General features: G+C 71.0%; 21 protein-coding genes. 18 read left to right on the forward strand and 3 right to left on the reverse strand.

Features of this window, described 5'->3' with window-relative positions:
- The first annotated feature begins 19 nt into the window (after positions 1 to 19).
- The 6 genes from lysA to prfA all read left to right on the forward strand — a co-directional run bounded on the left by lysA (position 20) and on the right by prfA (position 8,413).
- Positions 20 to 1,432 (forward strand): diaminopimelate decarboxylase, encoded by a 1,413-nt coding sequence (gene lysA, locus ACFVSL_RS15770; RefSeq protein ID WP_386941925.1) that lies wholly within the window; start codon positions 20 to 22, stop codon positions 1,430 to 1,432.
- Positions 1,429 to 2,739, forward strand: coding sequence for a homoserine dehydrogenase (locus ACFVSL_RS15775; RefSeq protein ID WP_386941926.1), 1,311 nt, complete (start codon positions 1,429 to 1,431; stop codon positions 2,737 to 2,739). Before lysA ends, ACFVSL_RS15775 begins: the two co-directional genes overlap by 4 nt.
- Positions 2,736 to 3,833 (forward strand): threonine synthase, encoded by a 1,098-nt coding sequence (gene thrC, locus ACFVSL_RS15780; RefSeq protein ID WP_386941927.1) that lies wholly within the window; start codon positions 2,736 to 2,738, stop codon positions 3,831 to 3,833. Before ACFVSL_RS15775 ends, thrC begins: the two co-directional genes overlap by 4 nt.
- Positions 3,830 to 4,780 (forward strand): homoserine kinase, encoded by a 951-nt coding sequence (gene thrB, locus ACFVSL_RS15785; RefSeq protein WP_386941928.1) that lies wholly within the window; start codon positions 3,830 to 3,832, stop codon positions 4,778 to 4,780. The genes thrC and thrB overlap by 4 nt, the downstream gene beginning before the upstream one ends.
- A 365-nt stretch (positions 4,781 to 5,145) precedes the next feature.
- On the forward strand, positions 5,146 to 7,332 hold the full coding sequence (gene rho / locus ACFVSL_RS15790; RefSeq protein WP_386941929.1) for a transcription termination factor Rho: 2,187 nt from the start codon (positions 5,146 to 5,148) through the stop codon (positions 7,330 to 7,332).
- Positions 7,333 to 7,339: 7 nt separating this feature from the next.
- Positions 7,340 to 8,413 (forward strand): peptide chain release factor 1, encoded by a 1,074-nt coding sequence (gene prfA, locus ACFVSL_RS15795; RefSeq protein WP_386941930.1) that lies wholly within the window; start codon positions 7,340 to 7,342, stop codon positions 8,411 to 8,413.
- 79 nt (positions 8,414 to 8,492) lie between these two features.
- Here prfA and epsC read toward each other — a convergent pair whose 3' ends face one another.
- Entirely contained in the window at positions 8,493 to 9,071 is a 579-nt protein-coding gene (gene epsC, locus ACFVSL_RS15800; protein ID WP_386941931.1) for a serine O-acetyltransferase EpsC, read from the reverse strand.
- A gap of 4 nt (positions 9,072 to 9,075) precedes the next feature.
- A complete protein-coding gene (gene cysK, locus ACFVSL_RS15805) occupies positions 9,076 to 10,011 on the reverse strand; it encodes a cysteine synthase A (RefSeq protein ID WP_386941932.1) in 936 nt (311 codons plus the stop codon).
- Between the two features lie 118 nt (positions 10,012 to 10,129).
- Between cysK and prmC the strand changes: the two genes are divergently transcribed.
- The gene (prmC, locus tag ACFVSL_RS15810) at positions 10,130 to 10,978 is read left to right on the forward strand and encodes a peptide chain release factor N(5)-glutamine methyltransferase (protein WP_386942151.1); all 849 of its coding nucleotides are present in this window, start codon (positions 10,130 to 10,132) and stop codon (positions 10,976 to 10,978) included.
- A gap of 30 nt (positions 10,979 to 11,008) precedes the next feature.
- On the opposite strand, the gene ACFVSL_RS15815 is transcribed toward prmC, so the two are convergent.
- Positions 11,009 to 11,980, reverse strand: a complete 972-nt coding sequence (locus tag ACFVSL_RS15815; protein ID WP_386941933.1) for a TetR/AcrR family transcriptional regulator — start codon at positions 11,978 to 11,980, stop codon at positions 11,009 to 11,011.
- A 137-nt stretch (positions 11,981 to 12,117) separates the two neighbouring features.
- On the opposite strand from ACFVSL_RS15815, the gene ACFVSL_RS15820 reads away from it, so the two are divergent.
- The 11 genes from ACFVSL_RS15820 to ACFVSL_RS15870 all read left to right on the forward strand — a co-directional run bounded on the left by ACFVSL_RS15820 (position 12,118) and on the right by ACFVSL_RS15870 (position 21,796).
- Complete coding sequence (locus tag ACFVSL_RS15820; RefSeq protein ID WP_386941934.1) at positions 12,118 to 13,029, forward strand: ATP-binding cassette domain-containing protein; 912 nt, start codon at positions 12,118 to 12,120, stop codon at positions 13,027 to 13,029.
- Positions 13,026 to 13,862, forward strand: a complete 837-nt coding sequence (locus ACFVSL_RS15825; protein ID WP_386941935.1) for an ABC transporter permease — start codon at positions 13,026 to 13,028, stop codon at positions 13,860 to 13,862. The genes ACFVSL_RS15820 and ACFVSL_RS15825 overlap by 4 nt, the downstream gene beginning before the upstream one ends.
- A gap of 88 nt (positions 13,863 to 13,950) precedes the next feature.
- Positions 13,951 to 14,778 carry an L-threonylcarbamoyladenylate synthase gene (locus ACFVSL_RS15830; RefSeq protein ID WP_386941936.1) on the forward strand — a complete coding sequence of 276 codons (828 nt, stop codon included), beginning with the start codon at positions 13,951 to 13,953 and terminating at the stop codon, positions 14,776 to 14,778.
- Complete coding sequence (locus tag ACFVSL_RS15835) at positions 14,775 to 15,980, forward strand: MraY family glycosyltransferase (protein WP_386941937.1); 1,206 nt, start codon at positions 14,775 to 14,777, stop codon at positions 15,978 to 15,980. Before ACFVSL_RS15830 ends, ACFVSL_RS15835 begins: the two co-directional genes overlap by 4 nt.
- A 27-nt stretch (positions 15,981 to 16,007) precedes the next feature.
- On the forward strand, positions 16,008 to 16,490 hold the full coding sequence (locus tag ACFVSL_RS15840) for a hypothetical protein (protein ID WP_386941938.1): 483 nt from the start codon (positions 16,008 to 16,010) through the stop codon (positions 16,488 to 16,490).
- A 163-nt stretch (positions 16,491 to 16,653) separates the two neighbouring features.
- Entirely contained in the window at positions 16,654 to 17,451 is a 798-nt protein-coding gene (gene atpB / locus ACFVSL_RS15845; protein ID WP_386942152.1) for a F0F1 ATP synthase subunit A, read from the forward strand.
- A gap of 44 nt (positions 17,452 to 17,495) precedes the next feature.
- Positions 17,496 to 17,729, forward strand: a complete 234-nt coding sequence (atpE, locus tag ACFVSL_RS15850; RefSeq protein ID WP_022888426.1) for an ATP synthase F0 subunit C — start codon at positions 17,496 to 17,498, stop codon at positions 17,727 to 17,729.
- Between the two features lie 28 nt (positions 17,730 to 17,757).
- Positions 17,758 to 18,321, forward strand: coding sequence for a F0F1 ATP synthase subunit B (locus tag ACFVSL_RS15855; protein ID WP_386941939.1), 564 nt, complete (start codon positions 17,758 to 17,760; stop codon positions 18,319 to 18,321).
- Between the two features lie 3 nt (positions 18,322 to 18,324).
- Complete coding sequence (locus tag ACFVSL_RS15860) at positions 18,325 to 19,119, forward strand: F0F1 ATP synthase subunit delta (RefSeq protein ID WP_386941940.1); 795 nt, start codon at positions 18,325 to 18,327, stop codon at positions 19,117 to 19,119.
- A 92-nt stretch (positions 19,120 to 19,211) separates the two neighbouring features.
- Positions 19,212 to 20,852: a F0F1 ATP synthase subunit alpha gene (gene atpA / locus ACFVSL_RS15865; protein ID WP_386941941.1), complete on the forward strand. Its 1,641-nt coding sequence runs from the start codon at positions 19,212 to 19,214 to the stop codon at positions 20,850 to 20,852.
- A 47-nt stretch (positions 20,853 to 20,899) separates the two neighbouring features.
- Positions 20,900 to 21,796 (forward strand): F0F1 ATP synthase subunit gamma, encoded by an 897-nt coding sequence (locus tag ACFVSL_RS15870; RefSeq protein ID WP_386941942.1) that lies wholly within the window; start codon positions 20,900 to 20,902, stop codon positions 21,794 to 21,796.
- The last annotated feature ends 10 nt before the right edge of the window (positions 21,797 to 21,806 follow it).

Below are 21,806 nucleotides of genomic sequence, written 5' to 3' on the forward strand. Positions count from 1 at the left end.
CCCTCCGTGAGGTTTCTCCGTGGCATCCGTCTCCAACGCCGTCCCCTCGGGCCCCGCCGTGCCCGATGACGTCAACGGACTCGTGCCGCTGGTGTGGCCCGATTCCGCGCACCGCGACGACGCGGGCCGGCTGGTCCTCGGCGGGCTCGACGCGACATCGCTCGCCGCCCGGTTCGGCACGCCGCTCTACGTCGTCGACGAGGCCGAGGCGCGCGGGCGCGCCCGCCGGACGCGGGAGGCCTTCGAGGCCGCGGCGCGGGCCGCGGGCACCGATGTGACGGTCTATTACGCGGGCAAGGCATTCCTCTCGGGCGCGGTCGTGCGCTGGGTCCTCGACGAGGGCCTCGCGGTCGACGTCTGCACCGGCGGCGAACTCGCGGTGGCGCTCGGCGCGGGCGCCGACCCCTCCCGCCTCGGCTTCCACGGCAACAACAAGTCGCTCGCCGAGATCGACGCCGCGGTCGCCGCGGGCGTCGGCGCGATCGTCATCGACAGCGAGGTCGAGATCGAGCGGGTCGCGGCGGCGGCCGCAGGGGCGGGGCGCCGCCAGCGGGTGCGCCTCCGGGTGAACAGCGGCGTGCACGCCTCGACGCACGAGTTCCTCGCCACCGCCCACGAGGACCAGAAGTTCGGCGTGCCCCTCGAGCGCGCCGCCGAGCTCGGCGCCCGCATCCGCAGCCACGGCAGCCTCGAGTTCATCGGCCTGCACTGCCACATCGGCTCGCAGATCTTCGACGCGGAGGGCTTCGCCGAGTCCGCCTCCCGGCTGCTCGAGGCGCACGCCGAGCTCACGGCGGCCGCCCCCGTGCCCGAGCTCAACCTCGGCGGCGGCTTCGGCATCGCCTACACCGCGGCCGACTCGCCGCAGCCGATCGAGGAGATCGCCCGGGGCATCCTCGACGCCGTCGTCGCCGGCTGCCGCGAACGCGGCCTGCCGCTGCCGAGGCTCGCGTTCGAACCCGGCCGCTCGATCATCGGGCCCGCCGGGGTCACGCTCTACACGGTCGGCACGATCAAGTCGGTGCCGATCGACGGCGGCGAGCGCCGATACGTGAGCGTCGACGGCGGCATGAGCGACAACGCCCGCACGGCGCTCTACGGCGCCGAGTACTCGGCCCGCCTCGCCTCGCGCGTCACCGAGGCCGCGCCCGCGCTCTCGCGGGTCGTCGGCAAGCACTGCGAGTCGGGCGACATCGTCGTCGACGCCGAGTACCTGCCGGCCGACACCGCGCCCGGCGACCTGCTCGCCGTGCCCGCCACGGGCGCCTACTGCTGGTCGCTCGCCTCGAACTACAACCACGTGCCCCGCCCGCCCGTCGTCGCGGTGCGCGACGGCGACGCCCGCCTGATCGTGCGGGGCGAGACGATCGACGACCTCCTCGGTCGCGATCTCGGGCTCGAGCCATCCGCGACCGAAGGGACCCCCGCATGATCGAGTACCGTTCCATCCGAGTCGGACTGCTCGGAGCCGGATCGGTGGGCTCGCAGGTGGCGCGTCTCCTGCTCGAGCACGCCGACGAGCTCGCGCAGCGCGTCGGCGCCCGCATCGAGCTCGTCGGCATCGCCGTGCGCGACACGAGCGCGAAGCGCGACGTCGAGCTGCCGGCGGAGCTGCTCACGACCGACGCCGAGTCGCTGATCCTCGGCTCCGACATCGTGATCGAGCTGGTGGGCGGCATCGAGCCCGCGCGCAGTCTCGTGCTGCAGGCGATCGGCTCGGGCGCCGACGTCGTGACGGGCAACAAGGCGCTCCTGGCCTCGCACGGCCCCGAGCTCTTCGCCGCGGCCGAGCAGGTCGGCGCGCAGCTCTCGTACGAGGCGGCGGTCGCCGGGGCGATCCCGATCATCCGCCCGCTCCGCGAGAGCCTCGCCGGCGACCGGGTGGACCGCATCCTCGGCATCGTCAACGGCACCACGAACTTCATCCTCGACCGCATGGACACGACCGGGGCATCCCTCGAGGACGCCCTCGCGACCGCGACGGAGCTCGGCTACGCCGAGGCCGACCCGACCGCCGACATCGGCGGCTACGACGCCGCGCAGAAGGCCGCCATCCTCGCGAGCCTCGCGTTCCACACGAGCGTGCCGGTCGAGGCCGTGCACCGCGAGGGCATCACCGAGGTCTCCGCCGACCAGGTCGAGTCGGCCCGTCGCGCGGGCTACGTCGTGAAGCTCCTCGCGATCTGCGAGCGGCTCACCGACCCCGAGACGGGCGACGAGGGCGTCTCGGCCCGCGTCTACCCCGCCCTCGTGCCGCGCAGCCACCCGCTCGCCGCCGTGCACGGCGCGAACAACGCGGTCTTCGTCGAGGCGTCCGCCGCCGGCCCGCTCATGTTCTACGGCGCCGGCGCCGGGGGAGTGCAGACCGCCTCCGCGGTGCTCGGCGACCTCGTCGCGATCGCGCGCCGCCGCGTCTCGGGCGGCCCCGGCACGGCCGAGTCGACGCAGGCCGAGGTGCCCGTGCTCGAGATCGGCCGCATCACCACGCGGTACGCGATCACCCTCGAGGTCACCGACGAACCGGGTGTGCTCGAGCAGATCGCCCGCATCTTCGCCCTGCACGGCGTCTCGGTCGAGCAGCTCCAGCAGAGCGTCAGCGAAGGCAGCCAGCGGGCTACGCTGGTCATCGGGACGCATGAGGCGAAGGAGTCCGCGCTCGCCGAGACCGTCGCCGCCCTCGCCCAGAGCCCCGTCGTCGCATCCGTCGCGTCCGTCCTCCGAGTCGAAGGAGCACTGTGAACCAGCCCACCCCCAAGGCCAACTCCCGCCAGTGGCGCGGCGTCGTCCGCGAGTACGCGGACCGCCTCGACGTCACCGACGCCACCCCGGTCGTCACGCTCGGCGAGGGCGGCACGCCGCTGCTGCCCGCCCCCGCGCTGTCGGCACGCACCGGCGCGGACGTCTGGGTCAAGTTCGAGGGCATGAACCCGACCGGCTCCTTCAAGGACCGCGGCATGACCATGGCCGTCACGAAGGCCGTCGAGCACGGCGCCAAGGTCGTCATCTGCGCGTCGACCGGCAACACCTCGGCCTCCGCCGCCGCCTACGCCACGCACGCCGGCATCAAGGCCGCGGTGCTCGTGCCCGAGGGCAAGATCGCGATGGGCAAGCTCAGCCAGGCCATCGCGCACAACGCGGAGCTCCTGCAGGTGCAGGGCAACTTCGACGACTGCCTCGACATCGCCCGCGACCTCGCCGCGAACTACCCGGTGCACCTCGTGAACTCGGTCAACAACGACCGCATCGAGGGGCAGAAGACCGCGGCGTTCGAGGTCGTCGAGGTCCTCGGCGACGCGCCCGACTTCCACTTCATCCCGGTCGGCAACGCCGGCAACTACACGGCCTACACGCGCGGCTACCGCGAGGACATCGCGGCGGGCAACGCCACGCGCCTGCCCCGCATGTTCGGGTTCCAGGCGGCGGGCTCGGCGCCGATCGTGCGCGGCGAGGTCGTGCGCGACCCCGACACGATCGCGAGCGCGATCCGCATCGGCAACCCCGCGTCGTGGGAGCTCGCGCTCCAGGCGCGCGACGAGTCGGGCGGCTACTTCGGCGCCATCGACGACGCCAAGATCCTCGAGGCGCAGCGCATCCTCTCGGCCGAGGTCGGCATCTTCGTCGAGCCCGCGTCGGCGATCTCGGTCGCCGGCCTCCTCGAGCGCGCCGAGGCGGGCGTGGTACCGAAGGGCGCCCGCGTCGTGCTCACGGTCACCGGCCACGGCCTGAAGGACCCGCAGTGGGCCCTTCGTACCGCCGACGGCTCCGACGTGCAGCCGACCGTGGTGCCGGTCGACACCGCGCAGGTCGCGTCGGTGCTCGGGCTCGCCTCGTGACCGGCACCCTCGTCGCTCCGGCCGAGACCCCGCTCGCGGGCCGCGCCGTGCAGGTGAAGGTGCCGGCGACCTCGGCCAACCTCGGCCCCGGCTTCGACACCCTCGGACTCGCGCTCGCGCGCTACGACGAACTCGAGGTCGAGGCCACCGACGCTGGCGTCGTCGTCGAGGTGCACGGCGTCGGCGAGGGCGAAGTGCCCCTGGACGCCTCGCACCTCGTCGTGCGATCGATCGCGCACACCTTCGAGCGCGCCGGCGTCGCCCTGCCGGGCCTGAAGCTCGTCGCGCACAACACGATCCCGCACGGCCGGGGCCTCGGCTCCTCGGGTGCGGCGATCGTCGCGGGCGTCGTCGCGGCGAAGGGGCTGCTCGAGGGCGTCGTCGACTTCACCGCCGACGAGCTGCTCGAGCTCGCGACGGAGCTCGAGGGGCACCCCGACAACGTCGCGCCGGCGCTGTTCGGCGGGCTGACGATCGCCTGGGTGACCCCCGAGGGTCCCCGGCACAAGAAGCTCATCGTGCACCGCGGGGTCTCGCCGCTCGTCCTGGTTCCCGAGCACGAGATGTCGACGGCGCTCGCCCGGTCGCTGCAGCCCGAGTCGGTGCCGCACGAGGACGCGGTCTTCAACGTCTCGCGTTCGGCGCTGCTCGTCGCGGCCCTCATCCAGAGTCCCGAGCTGCTCTTCCAGGCCACCGAGGACAAGCTGCACCAGCACTACCGCGCCGCGGCCATGCCCGAGACCGATCGGCTGATCCGTGCGCTGCGCGAGGCGGGGCACCCCGCAGTCGTCTCGGGCGCGGGCCCGTCGATCCTCGTGCTCGCGAGCGACCCGAGCGAGCGCGCCGCCGCGACCGCGCTGGTCGAGCGCGTCGCCGAGACGGTCTGGCAGGCGCTGCCCCTCGCCGTGGACTTCAAGGGCGCGACAGTCGTCAACGCGGAGCGTTGACGACTGTCGCGCAAGGCGGCATCCCAGCGTCCGCGGCGCTCCAGCGCCGCCCGCCCAGCACCTCGCCGCCCGCCCCGGAACGGCGCCGGGAGAGCGCGCCCACGCCCCAACGGAAACACGTTCTCCACAGCGCGCGTCGCATGGCGGAACCGCCCGGTGCAGGGTGTTAGACTGACACCGCACCCGGCAGGCGACGTACTGCAGACACATGCACTGTTCGTACTCCCGGCCGCATCGTGCAATTCCCGGCAATCTCTTGCTTTCGCTCTCGCGCATGTCTGAGCCACCGCGCGCCGACCTCGCTCGAGGAGCGATCAGCTCTCCTGCCGCGCAACTCTTGCGCCAGGGGAAAGGAAAACACCCCAGTGACCAACGCATCCGACCACGCTGCAGGCGTGGCGAACGGCGCCCCCCTCACCGGCCTCAAGGTCGCCGAGCTCCAGGAGCTCGCGGTCTCGCTCGGCATCGTGGGCGCATCCAAGCTCCGCAAGGGCGAGCTCGTCGAGGCGATCACCGCCCGTCAGGCCGAGCAGGCGGGCGACGTCGCCCCGACGCTCGACCTCGACGGCGCGGCGGACGCGCCCGCCGAGACCCCCGCGGTCGAGACCCCCGCCGCCCCGGCGGCGGAGGCGGCGCCGATCGAGGCGCCCGCCGCCGAGCAGGGCGCGCCCGAGGCATCCGCCCCCGAGCAGACCGCGCCCCGCCGCGGCCGCCAGCCGCGTCGTGCGACGAGCGCGACCACGGCCGCCGCGCAGCACGTCAACGGCGGCGGCGCAGGCCTCGGCCTCGTGCCCACGACCGACGACGAGGCCCGCGAGGCCGCCCGCGCCGCCGTGCGCGAGGAGCTCGCCGCCGCGACCGGCGAGAGCGCCCGCCCCTCCGCGTCCGAGGGCGAGGGCGAGCAGGCCCCGACCGACGAGCCCCGTCAGGGCCGCGGCCGCAACCGCGGCCGCCGTGGCGGCGAGCGCGGCGAGCGCGGCGGCGCCGACCGCGGTGAGCGCGGCGACGACGCGCAGAAGCAGGGCGGCGACCGCCGCCAGAACGGCCAGGGCGGCCAGAACGACGCCCAGGGCGGCGAGCAGCGCGGCAAGCGCGACGAGGCGGGCAAGTCGTCCGAGCGCCAGGGCGAGTCCGAGAAGGGCAAGGGCGGCCAGAACCAGGGTCGCGACGGCCAGAACCGCGACGGCCAGAACCAGGGCGGCCGCGACGGCCAGAACCAGGGCCAGAACCAGGGTCGCGACGGCCAGAACCGCGACGGCCAGAACCGCGACGCGCAGCAGGGCGAAGGCGAAGGCGGCCGTCGCAGCCGCTACCGCGACCGCAAGCGCCGCGGCCAGGGCGGTGCCGGCGACGAGCTCGAGCCCGAGATCCTCGACGACGACGTGCTGATCCCGATCGCGGGCATCCTCGACGTCCTCGACAACTACGCCTTCGTGCGCACGACCGGGTACCTTCCCGGCCCGAGCGACGTCTACGTCTCGCTCGGCCAGGTCAAGAAGTACCACCTGCGCAAGGGCGACGCGGTCGTCGGCTCGATCAAGCAGCCGCGCGACAACGAGGCGAACAGCCGCCAGAAGTACAACGCCCTCGTCAAGGTCGACTCGGTCAACGGCCAGTCGATCGACGAGGCGGCCGCTCGCGTCGAGTTCCAGAAGCTGACGCCCCTCTACCCGCAGGAGCGCCTGCGCCTCGAGACCGAGCCGACGAAGCTCACGCAGCGCATCATCGACCTCGTCGCACCGATCGGCAAGGGCCAGCGCGGCCTCATCGTCGCGCCCCCGAAGGCGGGCAAGACGATCGTGCTGCAGCAGATCGCGAACGCCATCTCGATCAACAACCCCGAGGTCCACCTCATGGTCGTGCTCGTCGACGAGCGCCCCGAAGAGGTCACCGACATGCAGCGCACGGTGAAGGGCGAGGTCATCGCCTCGACCTTCGACCGTCCGGCCGAAGACCACACGACGGTCGCCGAGCTCGCCATCGAGCGCGCGAAGCGCCTCGTCGAGCTCGGCCACGACGTCGTCGTGCTGCTCGACTCGATCACCCGCCTCGGCCGCGCCTACAACCTGGCCGCGCCCGCGTCGGGCCGCATCCTCTCGGGCGGTGTCGACGCCTCGGCGCTGTACCCGCCGAAGCGCTTCTTCGGCGCCGCGCGCAACATCGAGAACGGCGGCTCGCTGACCATCCTCGCCACCGCGCTCGTCGAGACGGGTTCGAAGATGGACGAGGTGATCTTCGAGGAGTTCAAGGGCACCGGCAACAGCGAGCTGCGCCTCTCGCGCCAGCTCGCCGACAAGCGCATCTTCCCGGCCGTCGACGTCAACGCCTCGTCGACACGTCGCGAGGAGATGCTGCTGAGCCCCGACGAGGTCAAGATCACCTGGAAGCTGCGCCGCGCCCTCGCCGGCCTCGACCAGCAGCCGGCCCTCGAGGCGGTGCTCGGTCGCCTGAAGGAGACCCAGTCGAACGTCGAGTTCCTCATGCTCATGCAGAAGTCGATGCCGGTCGCCGGCCACGGCAACTCGCACGGGCACGAGACCGACCACCGCTGAGGCTCGCGTGTTCGAATCGGTCCAGCCGCTGCTCGCCGAGCACGCGCAGCTCCAGGAGGAGCTCGCCGACCCGGCGCTGCACGCCGACGCGGCGCGCGCGAAGAAGGTCAACCGGCGCTACGCCGAGCTGAGCCGGATCGTCGCGGCGAACACGGCATGGCACGAGGCGCAGGACGACCTCGCGGCGGCCCGTGAGCTCGCGAAGGAGGACGACGCCTTCGCCGAGGAGGTGCCGGCCCTCGAGGAGGGTCTCGCGCAGGCGCAGGAGAGGCTCCGTCGACTCCTGATCCCGCGCGACCCCGACGACGGCCGCGACGTGATCATGGAGATCAAGGGCGGCGAGGGCGGCGCGGAGAGCGCCCTCTTCGCCGCCGACCTCCTGCGCATGTACATCCAGTACGCGCAGTCGAAGGGGTGGAAGACCGAGCTCCTCGAGCGCAACGAATCCGACCTCGGCGGCTACAAGGACGTGCAGGTCGCGATCAAGTCGAACGCGAGCGACCCGTCGCAGGGCGTCTGGGCGCACCTCAAGTACGAGGGCGGCGTGCACCGCGTGCAGCGCGTGCCCGTCACCGAGACGCAGGGGCGCATCCACACCTCGACGACGGGCGTGCTCGTCTTCCCCGAGGTCGACGAGCCCGAAGAGGTCGAGATCAACCAGAACGACCTCAAGATCGACGTCTACCGTTCCTCGGGCCCCGGCGGCCAGTCGGTGAACACGACCGACTCGGCCGTGCGCATCACCCACCTGCCGACGGGCATCGTCGTCTCGATGCAGAACGAGAAGTCGCAGCTCCAGAACCGCGAGGCGGCGATGCGCGTGCTGCGCGCCCGCATCCTCGCGCGCCAGCAGGAGGAGCTCGACGCCGCGGCGTCCGACGCGCGCAAGTCGCAGATCCGGTCGATGGACCGCTCCGAGCGCATCCGCACGTACAACTTCCCCGAGAACCGCATCGCCGATCACCGCACGGGCTACAAGGCGTACAACCTCGACCAGGTGATGAACGGAGCACTCGACCCGCTGATCGAGTCGGCCATCCAGGCCGACGAGGAGGCGCAGCTCGCCGGTCGCGACGACTGAGCGGCGCGGTCACCGCGAACGAGCGAGGGCGGATGCCCCGGGGCCGGCCCCGGGGCATCCGCCCTTCGCGGTTCGGGCCTCAGATGTGCCAGTCGTGCACGCCGCGGGCGGCGTCCGCGGTCTGGTGCGAGAGCGGGCGCACGGTCGCGGGCACGCCGACGACGAGCGAGTGCGGGGGAGCGCTGCGCGTGACGACGGCGTTCGCGCCGACGGCGCTCCACGCGCCGATCGTGATGTCGCCGAGGATCTTGGCGCCGGCGCCGACCGTGACGCCGTCGTCGAGGGTCGGGTGGCGCTTCGTGCCGGGCGGGGTGTTGCGGGGGGCCTTCCCGCCGAGCGTGACGCCGTGGTACAGCATCACGTCGTCGCCGATGACGGCCGTCTCGCCGATCACGACGCCCATGCCGTGGTCGATGAAGAATCGGCGGCCGATGGTCGACCCGGGGTGGATCTCGATGCCGGTGAGGAACCTCGTCAGCTGCGAGATCACCCGGGCGGGGAACCGCCATCGCGCACGCCACAGGCGGTGGGCGAGGCGGTACGCCCAGATCGCGTGGAGGCCCGAATACACGAGGAAGACCTCGAGACCGCTCCGTGCAGCGGGGTCGTGCGCACGGGCGGTCGCGAGGTCTTCTCTCAGGCGTCTGAAGATCGGCACCTGATCAGTCAAGCAGACCCTCGTACAGGACGGTGGACAGGTAGCGCTCGCCGTAGCTCGCGACGATGACGACGATCGTCTTGCCGTCGTTCTCGGGGCGCTTGGCGAGCTCGAGCGCGGCGTGCACGGTCGCGCCCGAGGAGATGCCGCCGAGGATGCCCTCCTGCGTGCCGAGCAGGCGCGCCGTGGCGACGGCCTGGTCGATGTTCACGTCGATGATCTCGTCGTAGACGTCGCGATCGAGGATGTCGGGCACGAAGTTCGCGCCGATTCCCTGGATCTTGTGGGGGCCGGGCGCGCCGCCGTTGAGGATGGGCGACTCGGCGGGCTCGACGCCGACGACCTTCACGCCCGGCTTGCGCTCCTTCAGCACCTGGCCGGTGCCCGAGAGGGTGCCGCCGGTGCCGATGCCCGAGACGAAGATGTCGACGCCGCCGTCGGTATCGTTCCACACCTCTTCGGCGGTCGTGCGGCGGTGGATCTCGACGTTCGCCTCGTTCTCGAACTGGCGGGCGAGGATCGCGCCGGGCGTCGCGGCGGCGATCTCCTCGGCCTTCGCGACCGCGCCCTTCATGCCCTCGGAGCCGGGCGTCAGCACGAGCTCGGCGCCGTACGCCTTCAGCAGCGACTTGCGCTCCTTCGACATGGTCTCGGGCATGGCGAGGATCACCTTGTAGCCGCGCGCCGCGCCGATGAGGGCGAGGGCGATGCCCGTGTTGCCGCTCGTGCCCTCGACGATGGTGCCGCCGGGCTGCAGCGCGCCCGAGGCCTCGGCGGCGTCGACGATGCCCACGCCGAGGCGGTCCTTCACGCTCGCGGAGGGGTTGTAGAACTCGAGCTTCGCGAGCACGGTCGCGCCGGCCCCCTCGGTGAGGCGGTTCAGGCGCACGAGCGGGGTGCGACCGAAGGCCTGCGTGATGTTGTCGTAGATCTGAGCCATGGGCAGGCCTTTCTCGAGGGGCGGTGCGGGCGCCTTCAGCCTATTGGGGCGGCCGGGGCGGTGGGGGTGCGTTACATTCCATTGCGTGGATGCACCAGAGGACCAGGCCGCCCGACCGCTGCGCGAGGTGCGCGACGAGCTCGTCAGGACGCTCGCCGCGGCCGGTGTGCCCGACCCCGAGGTCGACGCCGAGCTCCTCATGGGCCACGTGCTCGGGCTCAGCCGCGGCGGGCTGCAGGCGCGCCTCGTGATCGGCGGCGGGCTCTCGGCGGCGGATGCCGCGGAGCTGGCCTCGCTCGCCGAGCGTCGGGCCCGGCGCGAGCCGCTGCAGCACCTGACGGGGCGGGCCGCGTTCCGTTCGCTCGAGCTCGCGGTGGGGCCGGGGGTGTTCGTGCCGCGCCCCGAGACCGAGGGCGTCGCCCAGATCGGCATCGACGCACTGCGCGCGGTCGCCGACCCCGAGCCGATCGGCATCGACCTCGGCTCGGGCAGCGGCGCGATCGCGCTCGCCCTCGCGACCGAGGTGCCGCACGCGAAGGTGTGGGCGGTCGAGAACTCGCCCGAGGCGTTCCCGTGGACGCGGCGCAACGTCGACGAGGTCGGGGCGCCGAACCTCGAGCTCGTCTTCGGCGACCTCGCGACGGCACTGCCCGAGCTCGACGGCCGGGTGTCGGTCGTGGTCTCGAACCCGCCGTACATCCCGCTGGGCGCGATCCCCAGAGACCCCGAGGTGCGGCTCTACGACCCCGAGCGGGCGCTCTACGGGGGAGCCGACGGCCTCGACGTCGTGCGGGTGCTCTCGCAGCGGGCGCGCGCCCTCCTGCGGCCCGGCGGCATGCTCGTGATCGAGCACGGCGAGGCCCAGTCGGCCGACATCGCGGCGCTGCTCGAGGCCGACGGGTGGCGCGCCGTCGCGCATCACCGCGACCTGACGGGGCGCGACCGCGCGACGACCGCGCTCCGGTGAGCCCGGCGCCCGTCGCCGCTCGACCGACGCCTACTTGTGCTTCTCGCGCTCGAGGGCGTGCTTGATCGACTCGCGCTCGCGCTTCTGCGCCTCGCGCAGCGCCTTCTGCGCCTCGCGCACCGCCTTCTCGGCCTCGCGCCGAGCCTTCGCGGCCTCGCGCACCTTGGGGTCGCGCGGGAGGTCGAGCTGCGCGGGCAGCTCGGCGAGCGGTTCGGGCGCCTCGGGCGACGGCCCTCCGAGGCGGTCGACGTGATGCTCGATGCCGTCGAGGATGCGGAGGAGCCCGAATGAGAAGTCGTCGTCGGTGTCGCCGGGATGGGTGCCCGGCTCGGCGACGTAGCCGCCGGCGGCGAGCAGCGGGCTCAGATGGGGGAACCGCTCGGGGGTGACGAGCTCGGTCAGGGCGGCGAAGGCGTTCTCGCCGGTGACGTCGGCGGGGTCGTCGGCGGCGAGGGCGGCCGCGCGGAGGTCGCGGTCCTGCGCGCTCGTCGCGCGGGCGTAGCTCGTGAGCAGGAGGAGCGCCGACATCTTCTCGCCGTCGCTGAGCGGCAGCGCGCGCACCTCGCCGAGGAACCAGTCGACGATGAGCAGGCTGTTCGGCGTGATCGGCGCACCCGAGATCGGGATGTCGACGAGCCACGGATGCTCGCGGTACGCCGCCCGCATCGCGAGCACCCAGGCGGTCACCCCCTCGCGCCAGCTGCGCTGCACGGACTCGTCGGGCACGGGCGGCTCGACCGCGCCCTCCTGCATGAGCAGGATCAGGTCGTCCTTGCTGGTCACGTAGCGGTAGAGCGACATCGTCGTGAAGCCGAGGGATGCCGCGACGCGGCTCATCGAGACGGCACCGAGCCCTTCGGCGTCGGCGATCTCGATCGCGGCGTCGACGATGCGCTCGATCGAGAGCTCGCGCTTGGGCCCGCGCTGCGGGTGCGCGGCCACGCCCCAGGCCAGCGCGACGCCGCGGGGGAGTTCGGGGTCGGCTCGCAGTTCGTCGCTCATCGGGCTCCAGTTCGTGGGTGCTTGACGACAGTCTAGAACTGTGTATTACTTAAACAACAGTGCATCACATAAACAGTTTGCGCCATACGCAGCCGAGAGGGATGCGGCGCAGACCCGAGACGAACGGAGTACGAGCGATGGAACTCGCCATCGACGTCCGTGGCCTCCGCAAGCAGTTCGGCCGTACCGAGGTGCTCGCGGGGCTCGACCTCGCCGTGCCGCAGGGGAGCGTCTTCGCGCTCCTCGGGCCGAACGGCGCGGGCAAGACCACGACGATCAACATCCTCACGACCCTCGTCGCGCCCGACGCCGGCACGGCCGTCGTCGCGGGGCACGACGTCGCACGACGGCCGGGCGAGGTGCAGCAGCGCATCGCGCTCACCGGCCAGTCGGCCGCCGTCGACGAGGTGCTCACCGCCACCGAGAACCTCGTCATGCTGGGCCGGCTCTCGGGCCTGTCCCGGCGGGCGGCGAAGACGCGGGCCGCCGAGCTGGTGCGGCGCTTCGACCTCGAGGCGGCCGCGAACCGCCGCGTCGGCACCTACTCGGGCGGCATGCGACGGCGCCTCGACCTGGCCCTCAGCCTCGTCGTCGACGTGCCCGTGCTGTTCCTCGACGAACCGACGACGGGCCTCGACACGCGCAGCCGGCAGGAGCTCTGGGCCGTCATCCGCACCCTCGCCGACGCCGGTACCACGGTGTTCCTCACCACCCAGTACCTCGAAGAGGCCGACCGCCTCGCCGACCGCATCGCCGTGCTCGACCGGGGCCGGGTCGCCGCCGAGGGCACGGCCGACGAGCTCAAGGCCCGTATCGGCGGCGACGTCGTCGAGCTGCGCGACGCCGACGGCGTGCTCGTCCGCGAGATCCCGACCGACGGCAGCGTGCACGGACTGCGCGCGGCCATGGACGAGCTCGACCGGACCTCGGCCGAGGCCGGCGTCGCCGGGGCCCAGGTCTCGATCCGCCGTCCGAGCCTCGACGACGTGTTCCTCGCGATCACGGCCGGCGCCGAGGCATCCACCCCCGAGCTCATGGAGGCAAGATGACCACCGCAACCGCAACCGCGCCCGCCGCGGCGCGCACGCCCGCGCCCGCAGCGGCCCTCGCCATCCGGCCGCGCCTGCGCGGCCTCGCCGCCGAACGCGTCTTCATCGGGCGGAGCCTCATCCACTCCGTCCGCGATGTCGAGGCGCTCCTCATGGCCATCGTCCTGCCGACGATGCTCATGCTGATGTTCACCTTCATCTTCGGCAACGCGATCGATCCCTCGGGCGGCTACGTCGACTACGTCGTGCCCGGCATCATCCTGCTGTGCGCGGGATTCGGGGCTGCGGGCACCGCGATCTCGGTGTCGCGCGACATGACGACGGGCATCATCGACCGCATCCGCACGATGCCGCTCCGCAGCGGCGCCGTCCTCACGGGGCACGTCGTGGAGAGCCTCGTCCGCAACCTCGTCGCCACCGCGGTGGTGATCGGGGTCGCCATGCTCGTCGGGTTCAGCCCGACCGCGACGCCGCTCGAGTGGCTCGGCGCCATCGGCATCGTGGCCCTCTACATCCTGGCGATCACCTACCTGTTCGCCGCGATCGGCCTCGCGGCCTCGACTCCCGAGGCGGCGAGCGGCTACGGGTTCATCCTGCTCTTCCTGCCGTACCTGTCGAGCGCCTTCGTGCCCGTCGACACCATGCCCGAGTGGCTGCAGTGGATCGCGGAGAACCAGCCCATCACCCCGGTGATCGAGACGATCCGCTCGCTCCTGCTCGGCACGCCGATGGGCGACTCGGCCTGGTGGGCGGTCGGCTGGTGCCTGCTCATCATCGCCGTCGCGGCGGTCTGGGGCGCATGGCTGTTCCGACGCAAGGCGGGTCGCCGCTGAGCGATCGACCACCCGTTCGGATGCCTCGGGCCGCATGTGGTCCGAGGCATCCGAACGCCCGGCCGTGCTGGTCTAGAATCGGCAGGTCATGACTGCCATCTACGACTGCTCGGTCGACTCCCAGTTGCTCACCGGCATGCGACTCGCCCGCGGGGCGATCGGGCGCGGCGAACTCGTCGTCATCCCGACCGACACGGTCTACGGCGTCGCCGCCGACGCCTTCGACGCGAAGGCCGTCGCCCGCCTCCTCGAGGCGAAGGGCCGCGAGCGCACCTCGCCGCCGCCCGTGCTCATCCCCGGGCTGCCGACGCTCGACGCCCTCGCGAGCGAGGTGCCGCCCGCCGTGCGCGACCTCGTCGGCGAGTTCTGGCCGGGCGGGCTCACGGTCATCCTCCGCGCTCAGCCCTCCCTGCAGTGGGATCTCGGCGAGACGCGCGGCACGGTCGCACTGCGCATGCCCGCGAACCCGATCGCCCTCGAACTGCTCTCCGAGACGGGCCCGCTCGCGGTCTCCTCGGCCAACCTCTCGGGCCTGCCGTCGGCGACGACGGCCGCCGGGGCGGAGGAGATGCTCGGCGAGTCGGTCACCGTCTACCTCGACGGCGGCGAGGCCGGATCGGGCTACGAGGCCATCGGCGAGCGCGCCGGCGACACCTCCTCGACGATCGTGGATGCCACGGGCCTCGGCGAGCACGGGGGAGTGCTGCGGATCGTCCGCGCCGGGGTGATCTCGCGCGAGCGCATCGCCGCCGTCGTCGGCGAGGAGCTGCTCGAGCCCGAGCGCGCGGCCGGCGCCGAGGCGGCCTCCGACCCGACGTCCGAGCCGGCCGAATCGCCCGAGGCATCCGACCCGGCCGCGCCCGAGGCATCCGTTCCCGCAGGCGACCCCGATGAGGCGGGCACCGCCGCCTCATGACCCTCTTCCTCTCGCTCGCGCTGCTCGCCGCGCTCGTCACCTTCGGCGGCTCGATCGTCGTCTGGAAGCTCAGCCTGAAGTACCGGCTGTACCCGAAGATCCGCGAGCGCGACGTGCACACCCGGCCGACCCCGAGGCTCGGTGGCATCGCGATGTTCGTCGGCATCGTCGTCGCGATCGGGGCGGCGGCCTTCGTGTCGAGCCTCGGGGTATCGCGGTTCTCGAACGTCTCGATCATCTTCGAGAACCCGGGGCAGATGCTCGCGATCCTCGGGGCCGCGCTCCTCATCGTGGCGATGGGCGTCGCCGACGACATCTGGGACCTCGACTGGACGACGAAGCTCGCGGGCCAGTTCATCGCCGGCGGGCTCATCGCCTGGCAGGGCGTCACGATCGTGTCGCTGCCGATCGCGGGCATCACGCTCATCCCGTCGTGGCTGAGCGCCACCATCACCGTCTTCGTCATCGTGCTCGTGATGAACGCGGTCAACTTCATCGACGGGCTCGACGGGCTCGTGGCCGGCGTCTCGCTCATCGCCAACGGCGTCTTCTTCCTCTACACGTACCTCCTCGTGCAGCAGACCTCGCCGCTCAACTACTTCAACCTCGCGTCGCTGCTCGCGGTCATCGTGGTGGGCGCCTGCGCGGGCTTCCTGCCGCTGAACTGGCACCCGGCCAAGCTCTTCATGGGCGACGCGGGCGCCCTGCTCATCGGGCTCCTGACCGCGACCGCGGCGATCGCCGTGACGGGCACCATCAACCCGGCGAGCGTCGGCTTCGAGAACCTGTTCGCCGCCTTCATCCCGATCCTGCTGCCGTTCGTGGTGCTCGTGATCCCGCTGCTCGACTTCGGGCTCGCGGTCGTGCGGCGCCTGAGCGCCGGCAAGTCGCCCTTCGCCGCCGACCGCAAGCACCTGCACCACCGCCTGCTCGACATGGGGCACTCGCACCTGAACGCCGTGCTCATCCTCTACGGGTGGACGGCGGTCGCCTCGGTGGGCTGCCTGCTCACCTACGTGCTGCCGACCTACTTCGGCGTCGACAGCGCGTGGGCGTTCGTCTTCCTCGGCGTCGGCTTCCTCGTGTGCGCCGTGATCACGCTCGCGCCGCTCGGCCGCCGCAAGCGCCTCACCATCGCCGCGGAGGAGCGCCCCGCGACGACTCCGGCCGCGGCCGACGAACTCGAAGGTCCGGCTCGGTAGAATCGGGCGACCCCCGACTGGAGCATGATGACCGACGCACGTCCCGCACAGCCCGCCGACCGCACGCCGACCTCGAACCCGGTGCTCCGCCGCGCCCTCGCCTGGGGCGGCCTGCTCGCCGCGGTGATCCTCGTGGTGAGCTCGGTGCTCGGCCTCGTCTTCGCCGGCCTCCCCGGCCTCTGGGGAGCCCTCATCGGCACCACCATGGCGGTGGTGTTCATGGGCATCACCGCGGCGAGCATCCTCCTCGCCAACCGCTTCTCGGGCAGCGACCTGTTCGTGGGCGCGTTCTTCGGCATCGTGCTCGGCGGATGGCTCCTGAAGTTCATCGTCTTCATCGTGCTCGTCGTGCTCCTCCGGGATGCCGCGTGGCTCGACACGACGGTGCTGTTCCTCAGCCTCGTGGCGGGCGTCCTGGCCTCGCTCGTGGTCGACGTGCTCGTCGTCGCGAAGTCCCGTCTGCCCTACGCGAGTGACGTCGAACTGCCGAAAGCACCCGAAGACGACTGAACTCGGTTCTGAATTCGTCTGCTCGTAGAAGTCTTGCTAGAGTATTCCCGATCCCCCCACGGTTCTGCCCTCATCACGCATGGGCGAACCGAGGTCCATGTTCGTCGTCGCGAGAGCCGAGCTCCACGCCCCGAAACAGGAGAAAGCGCTGCTAGCACACGCTCTGAACCTGCTGGTTCCGACTGCCACCGAAGACGGTGAGTTCCACGGTCCGTCGATCGACGAGTTCTTCCCGGGTCCGTTGCTCTTCGAAGACACCCCCTTCGAGATCAACCGCATCATCCTGGTGCGCTGGGTCGCGGTCATCGCGCTCTTCCTGGTGTTCTGGCTCGCGACCCGTCGCATGAAGGTCGTCCCCGGCCGCTTCCAGAGCCTCGTCGAGATGGGTCTCGACATGGTTCGCGTCAACATCGCCGACGACCTGCTCGGCAAGAAGGACGGCAAGCGGTTCCTGCCGATCCTCACGACGATGTTTTTCATGATCCTGTTCATGAACCTGACCGGCGTCATCCCGTTCCTGAACATCGCCGGCACCTCCGTCATCGGCGTGCCGCTCGTGCTCGCGATCGTCGCGTACATCACCTTCATCTACGCGGGCGTCAAGAAGAGCCCCAAGAACTTCTTCAAGAACTCGCTGTTCCCCGCGGGTGTGCCGTGGCCGGTGTACATCATCGTCACGCCGATCGAGTTCATCTCGACCTTCATCATCCGGCCCATCACGCTGACCCTGCGACTCATGATGAACATGATCGTCGGTCACCTCCTGCTCGTGCTCTTCTTCGCCGCCACGCAGTTCTTCGTCTTCCAGCTCAGCGGCTGGTGGACCATCGTCGGCGCCGGCACCCTGGCCTTCGGACTCGCGTTCACGCTGTTCGAGGTCCTCGTCGCCGTCCTGCAGGCCTACGTCTTCGCACTTCTCACCGCGGTCTACATCCAGCTCGCGGTCGCAGAAGAGCACTGAGCCCGGGCACCCGCCCAGAACATCCCTAGGAAAGGAAACCCAACGTGGACGCAACCACCGTTCTCGCTGAGATCAACGGCAACATCGCGACGGTCGGCTACGGCCTCGCGGCGATCGGCCCGGCCATCGGCGTGGGCATCGTCGTCGGCAAGACCATCGAAGGCGTCGCTCGCCAGCCCGAGCTGGCCGGCCGCCTCCAGGTCCTGATGTGGATCGGTATCGCCTTCACCGAGGCGCTCGCCTTCATCGGCATCGCGACCTACTTCATCTTCGTCTGATCCACCCGCCGCAACTGAGGAGGCCAATGTGCTTCATGCAGTACTGAGCGCTGCAACCGAGGGTGGCGAGACCCACAGCCCGGTGATTCCGGAGTGGTACGACATCATCTGGTCGTCGGTCTGCTTCGTCATCATCCTCGTCTTCTTCTGGAAGTACGTGCTCCCGCGCGTCCAGAAGCTGCTCGACGAGCGTGCTGAGGCGATCGAGGGCAACATCGCGAAGGCCGACGAGGCCCAGCGCAAGGCCGAGGCCGCCCTCGAGGAGTACACGGCGCAGCTCGCCGACGCCCGCACCGAGGCCGGTCGCATCCGCGAGACGGCCCGCGAGGACGGCAAGAAGATCGTCGCCGAGGCCAAGGACACCGCCACCGCCGAGGCCGCCCGCGTCACCGCGAGCGCCCAGGCGCAGATCGAGGCCGAGCGCCAGACCGCGCTCGTCTCGCTCCGCTCCGAGGTGGGCACCCTCGCGATCGATCTCGCCTCCGGCGTGATCGGCGAGTCGCTCTCCGACGACGCGAAGGCGACCGCGGTCGTCGACCGCTTCCTCGCCGACCTGGAGGCCTCCGAGGCCACCGCCGGAGGGAAGAAGTAACCCATGGGTAGCGCTACGAGAGAGGCCCTGGCCGGGTCGCGGGCTGCGCTCGCCGAGCTCGGCCGGGCCGAGCTTGACGTCGCCGAGGGCCTCCTCGCCGCCGGCCGGGTGATCGGGTCGTCGTCGCAGCTGCGTACGGCGCTCACCGACGCCGAAGCGGATGCCTCGCAGAAGCGCGCGCTCATCGAGCGCGTCTTCGGCGGGCAGCTGCCGGTCGCCGCGGTGTCGCTGGTCGTCACCGCCGCGTCGAGCCGCTGGTCCTCCGGCGAGGACTTCCTCGCCGGCCTCGAGGACCTCGGCTACCGCATCGCGGCCGACTCGGCAGCGAAGGGCGTCGACATCGACGCCGAGCTCTTCGCGTTCGACCGTGCGGTCGCGTCCGACTCCGCGCTCGAGCTCGCGCTCGGGTCGAAGCTCAGCGCGGCCGACGCCAAGACGAAGGTCGTCGACCGGCTGCTCGGCGGCAAGGCCGCACCGCAGACGGTCGCGATCGTGCGGCACCTCGTGCAGCAGCCCCGTGGTCGTCGCATCGGTGAAGCCCTTCGGCACGCGGCATCCGTCGTCGCCGACCAGCGCGGCTTCGACATCGCGACCGTGACCTCGGCCGCACCGCTCTCGGCCGAGCAGCTCGCCCGGCTCGAGCAGGGCCTCTCGGCCCAGTCCGGCCGCCCCATCCGATTCGACACGATCGTCGATCCCGCCGTCCTCGGCGGGGTCCGCGTCCAGATCGGCGACGACGTCATCGACGGCAGCGTCGCCAGCCGCCTCAGCTCGCTGCGGCAGAAGCTTGCCGGCTGACGCCGGTTGAAACCACGACCGGCGTCCAGCGCCGCCAGACAAACACACTGCATCCGGTGCCCATGAGGCTCGGCCCAGAAAAGGAAATGGCAATGGCAGAACTCTCCATCAGCCCCGACGAGATCCGTTCGGCTCTCTCGGAGTTCGTCTCGTCGTACGAGCCGGGCCAGGCGCAGAAGACCGAAGTCGGCTACGTGACCGACGCCGGCGACGGCATCGCCCACGTCGGGGGTCTTCCCTCGGTCATGGCGAACGAGCTCGTGCGCTTCGCGGACGGCACGCTCGGCCTCGCGCAGAACCTCGACGAAGACGAGATCGGCGTCGTCGTGCTCGGCGAGTTCACCGGCATCGAAGAGGGCATGGAGGTGACCCGCACGGGCGAGGTCCTCTCCGTCCCCGTCGGCGAGGGCTACCTCGGCCGTGTCGTCGACCCGCTCGGCAACCCGATCGACGGCCTCGGCGAGATCACCGGCATCGAGGGCCGTCGTGCCCTCGAGCTCCAGGCGCCCGGCGTCATGCAGCGCAAGTCGGTGCACGAGCCGCTCCAGACCGGCATCAAGGCCATCGACGCGATGATCCCCGTCGGCCGCGGCCAGCGCCAGCTCATCATCGGCGACCGCCAGACCGGCAAGACGGCCATCGCGATCGACACGATCATCAACCAGAAGGCCAACTGGGAGTCGGGCGACATCAACAAGCAGGTGCGCTGCATCTACGTCGCGATCGGCCAGAAGGGCTCGACCATCGCCTCGGTGAAGGGCGCCCTGGAAGACGCCGGTGCGATGGAGTACACCACCATCGTCGCCGCCCCGGCCTCCGACCCCGCCGGCTTCAAGTACCTCGCGCCGTACACTGGCTCGGCCATCGGCCAGCACTGGATGTACGACTCGAAGCACGTCCTCATCATCTTCGACGACCTGTCGAAGCAGGCCGAGGCCTACCGCGCCGTGTCGCTGCTCCTCCGTCGTCCGCCGGGACGCGAGGCGTACCCCGGTGACGTCTTCTACCTGCACTCGCGTCTGCTCGAGCGTTGCGCCAAGCTCTCCGACGAGCTCGGTGCCGGCTCGATGACGGGTCTGCCGATCATCGAGACCAAGGCGAACGACGTCTCGGCGTACATCCCCACCAACGTGATCTCGATCACCGACGGCCAGATCTTCCTCCAGTCCGACCTCTTCAACGCGAACCAGCGCCCGGCCGTCGACGTCGGCATCTCGGTCTCGCGAGTCGGTGGCGACGCGCAGGTCAAGTCGATCAAGTCGGTCTCGGGCACGCTGAAGCTCGAGCTCGCCCAGTACCGCTCGCTCGAGGCCTTCGCGATGTTCGCGTCCGACCTCGACGCCGCGAGCCGTCGTCAGCTCGCCCGCGGTGCGCGCCTGACCGAGCTGCTCAAGCAGCCGCAGTACTCGCCCTTCCCCGTCGAGGACCAGGTCGTCTCGATCTGGGCCGGCACGAAGGGCCACCTCGACGAGGTGCCCGTGCAGGACATCCTGCGCTTCGAGAGCGAGTTCCTCGACTACCTGCGTCGCAACACCGACGTGTTCGACGTGCTGCGCGCGACGAACAAGCTCGAGGACGAGACCATCCAGAAGCTCGAGTCGTCGGTCGCGACCTTCAAGACCGAGTTCCAGACCGGCGAGGGCAAGCCGCTCGCCTCGGTCGGGTCGGAGCAGTTCGAGGCCATCGCCGCGGAAGACGTCAACCAGGAAAAGATCGTCAAGGGTCGCCGCTGAGGCGGACCGGGCGAACTGAACCGCTGACGTAGGGATACAGGAGAGACATGGGAGCGCAACTTCGGGTCTACCGGCAGAAGATCAAGTCTGCCCAGACGACGAAGAAGATCACCAAGGCGATGGAGCTCATCGCCGCCTCGCGCATCCAGAAGGCGCAGGCACGGGTGTCGGCTTCGACGCCGTACTCGCGGGCGATCACCCGTGCCGTCTCGGCGGTGGCGACGTACTCGAACGTCGACCACGTGCTGACGACCGAGCCCGAGAAGATCGAACGCGCGGCGATCGTGATCCTCACGAGCGACCGCGGCCTCGCCGGCGCATTCAACTCGCAGGTCCTGCGCGAGGCGGAGGAGCTCGCCGAGCTCCTCCGCTCGCAGGGCAAGGAGGTCGTGTACTTCCTCGTCGGGCGCAAGGCGGTCGGCTACTTCCAGTTCCGCCACCGCGCCTCCGAGCGCCAGTGGACGGGCAGCTCCGAGAACCCCGAGTTCGAGCTGGCCAAGGAGATCGCCGACGCGGTGCTCGAGTCCTTCCTGCGCGATGCGTCCGACGGCGGTGTCGACGAGATCCACGTGGTCTACAACACCTTCGTGAGCATGATGACGCAGACCCCCACGGTCGTGCGCCTCCTGCCGCTCGAGGTCGTCGAGGGCGTCGAAGAGCCCGACGCGACGGTCCAGCCGCTCTACGAGTTCGAGCCCGACGTCGAGACGGTGCTCGATGGGCTGCTGCCGGTGTACATCGAGAGCCGCATCTTCAACGCACTCCTGCAGTCGGCCGCTGCGAAGCACGCCGCCACGCAGAAGGCGATGAAGTCGGCCTCCGACAACGCCGACAAGCTCATCACCGACTACACCCGCTTGGCGAACAACGCGCGCCAGGCCGAGATCACGCAGCAGATCTCCGAGATCGTGGGCGGCGCGGACGCGCTCGTCGCCGCCAAGTAAATCCAGAAAG

Source organism: Agromyces sp. NPDC058064 (assembly GCF_042885275.1).
GTDB lineage: Bacteria > Actinomycetota > Actinomycetes > Actinomycetales > Microbacteriaceae > Agromyces.

What these genes read in the sequence shown, in the direction of transcription:
- ACFVSL_RS15775 (WP_386941926.1), top strand. Translation starts at nt 1,429, where the DNA reads ATGATCGAGTACCGTTCCATCCGAGTCGGACTGCTCGGAGCCGGATCG.
- ACFVSL_RS15830 (WP_386941936.1), top strand. Translation starts at nt 13,951, where the DNA reads ATGACTGCCATCTACGACTGCTCGGTCGACTCCCAGTTGCTCACCGGC.
- ACFVSL_RS15860 (WP_386941940.1), top strand. Translation starts at nt 18,325, where the DNA reads ATGGGTAGCGCTACGAGAGAGGCCCTGGCCGGGTCGCGGGCTGCGCTC.
- ACFVSL_RS15870 (WP_386941942.1), top strand. Translation starts at nt 20,900, where the DNA reads ATGGGAGCGCAACTTCGGGTCTACCGGCAGAAGATCAAGTCTGCCCAG.
- ACFVSL_RS15840 (WP_386941938.1), top strand. Translation starts at nt 16,008, where the DNA reads ATGACCGACGCACGTCCCGCACAGCCCGCCGACCGCACGCCGACCTCG.
- atpA (WP_386941941.1), top strand. Translation starts at nt 19,212, where the DNA reads ATGGCAGAACTCTCCATCAGCCCCGACGAGATCCGTTCGGCTCTCTCG.
- ACFVSL_RS15815 (WP_386941933.1), bottom strand. Translation starts at nt 11,980, where the DNA reads ATGAGCGACGAACTGCGAGCCGACCCCGAACTCCCCCGCGGCGTCGCG.
- cysK (WP_386941932.1), bottom strand. Translation starts at nt 10,011, where the DNA reads ATGGCTCAGATCTACGACAACATCACGCAGGCCTTCGGTCGCACCCCG.
- ACFVSL_RS15835 (WP_386941937.1), top strand. Translation starts at nt 14,775, where the DNA reads ATGACCCTCTTCCTCTCGCTCGCGCTGCTCGCCGCGCTCGTCACCTTC.
- ACFVSL_RS15820 (WP_386941934.1), top strand. Translation starts at nt 12,118, where the DNA reads ATGGAACTCGCCATCGACGTCCGTGGCCTCCGCAAGCAGTTCGGCCGT.
- ACFVSL_RS15825 (WP_386941935.1), top strand. Translation starts at nt 13,026, where the DNA reads ATGACCACCGCAACCGCAACCGCGCCCGCCGCGGCGCGCACGCCCGCG.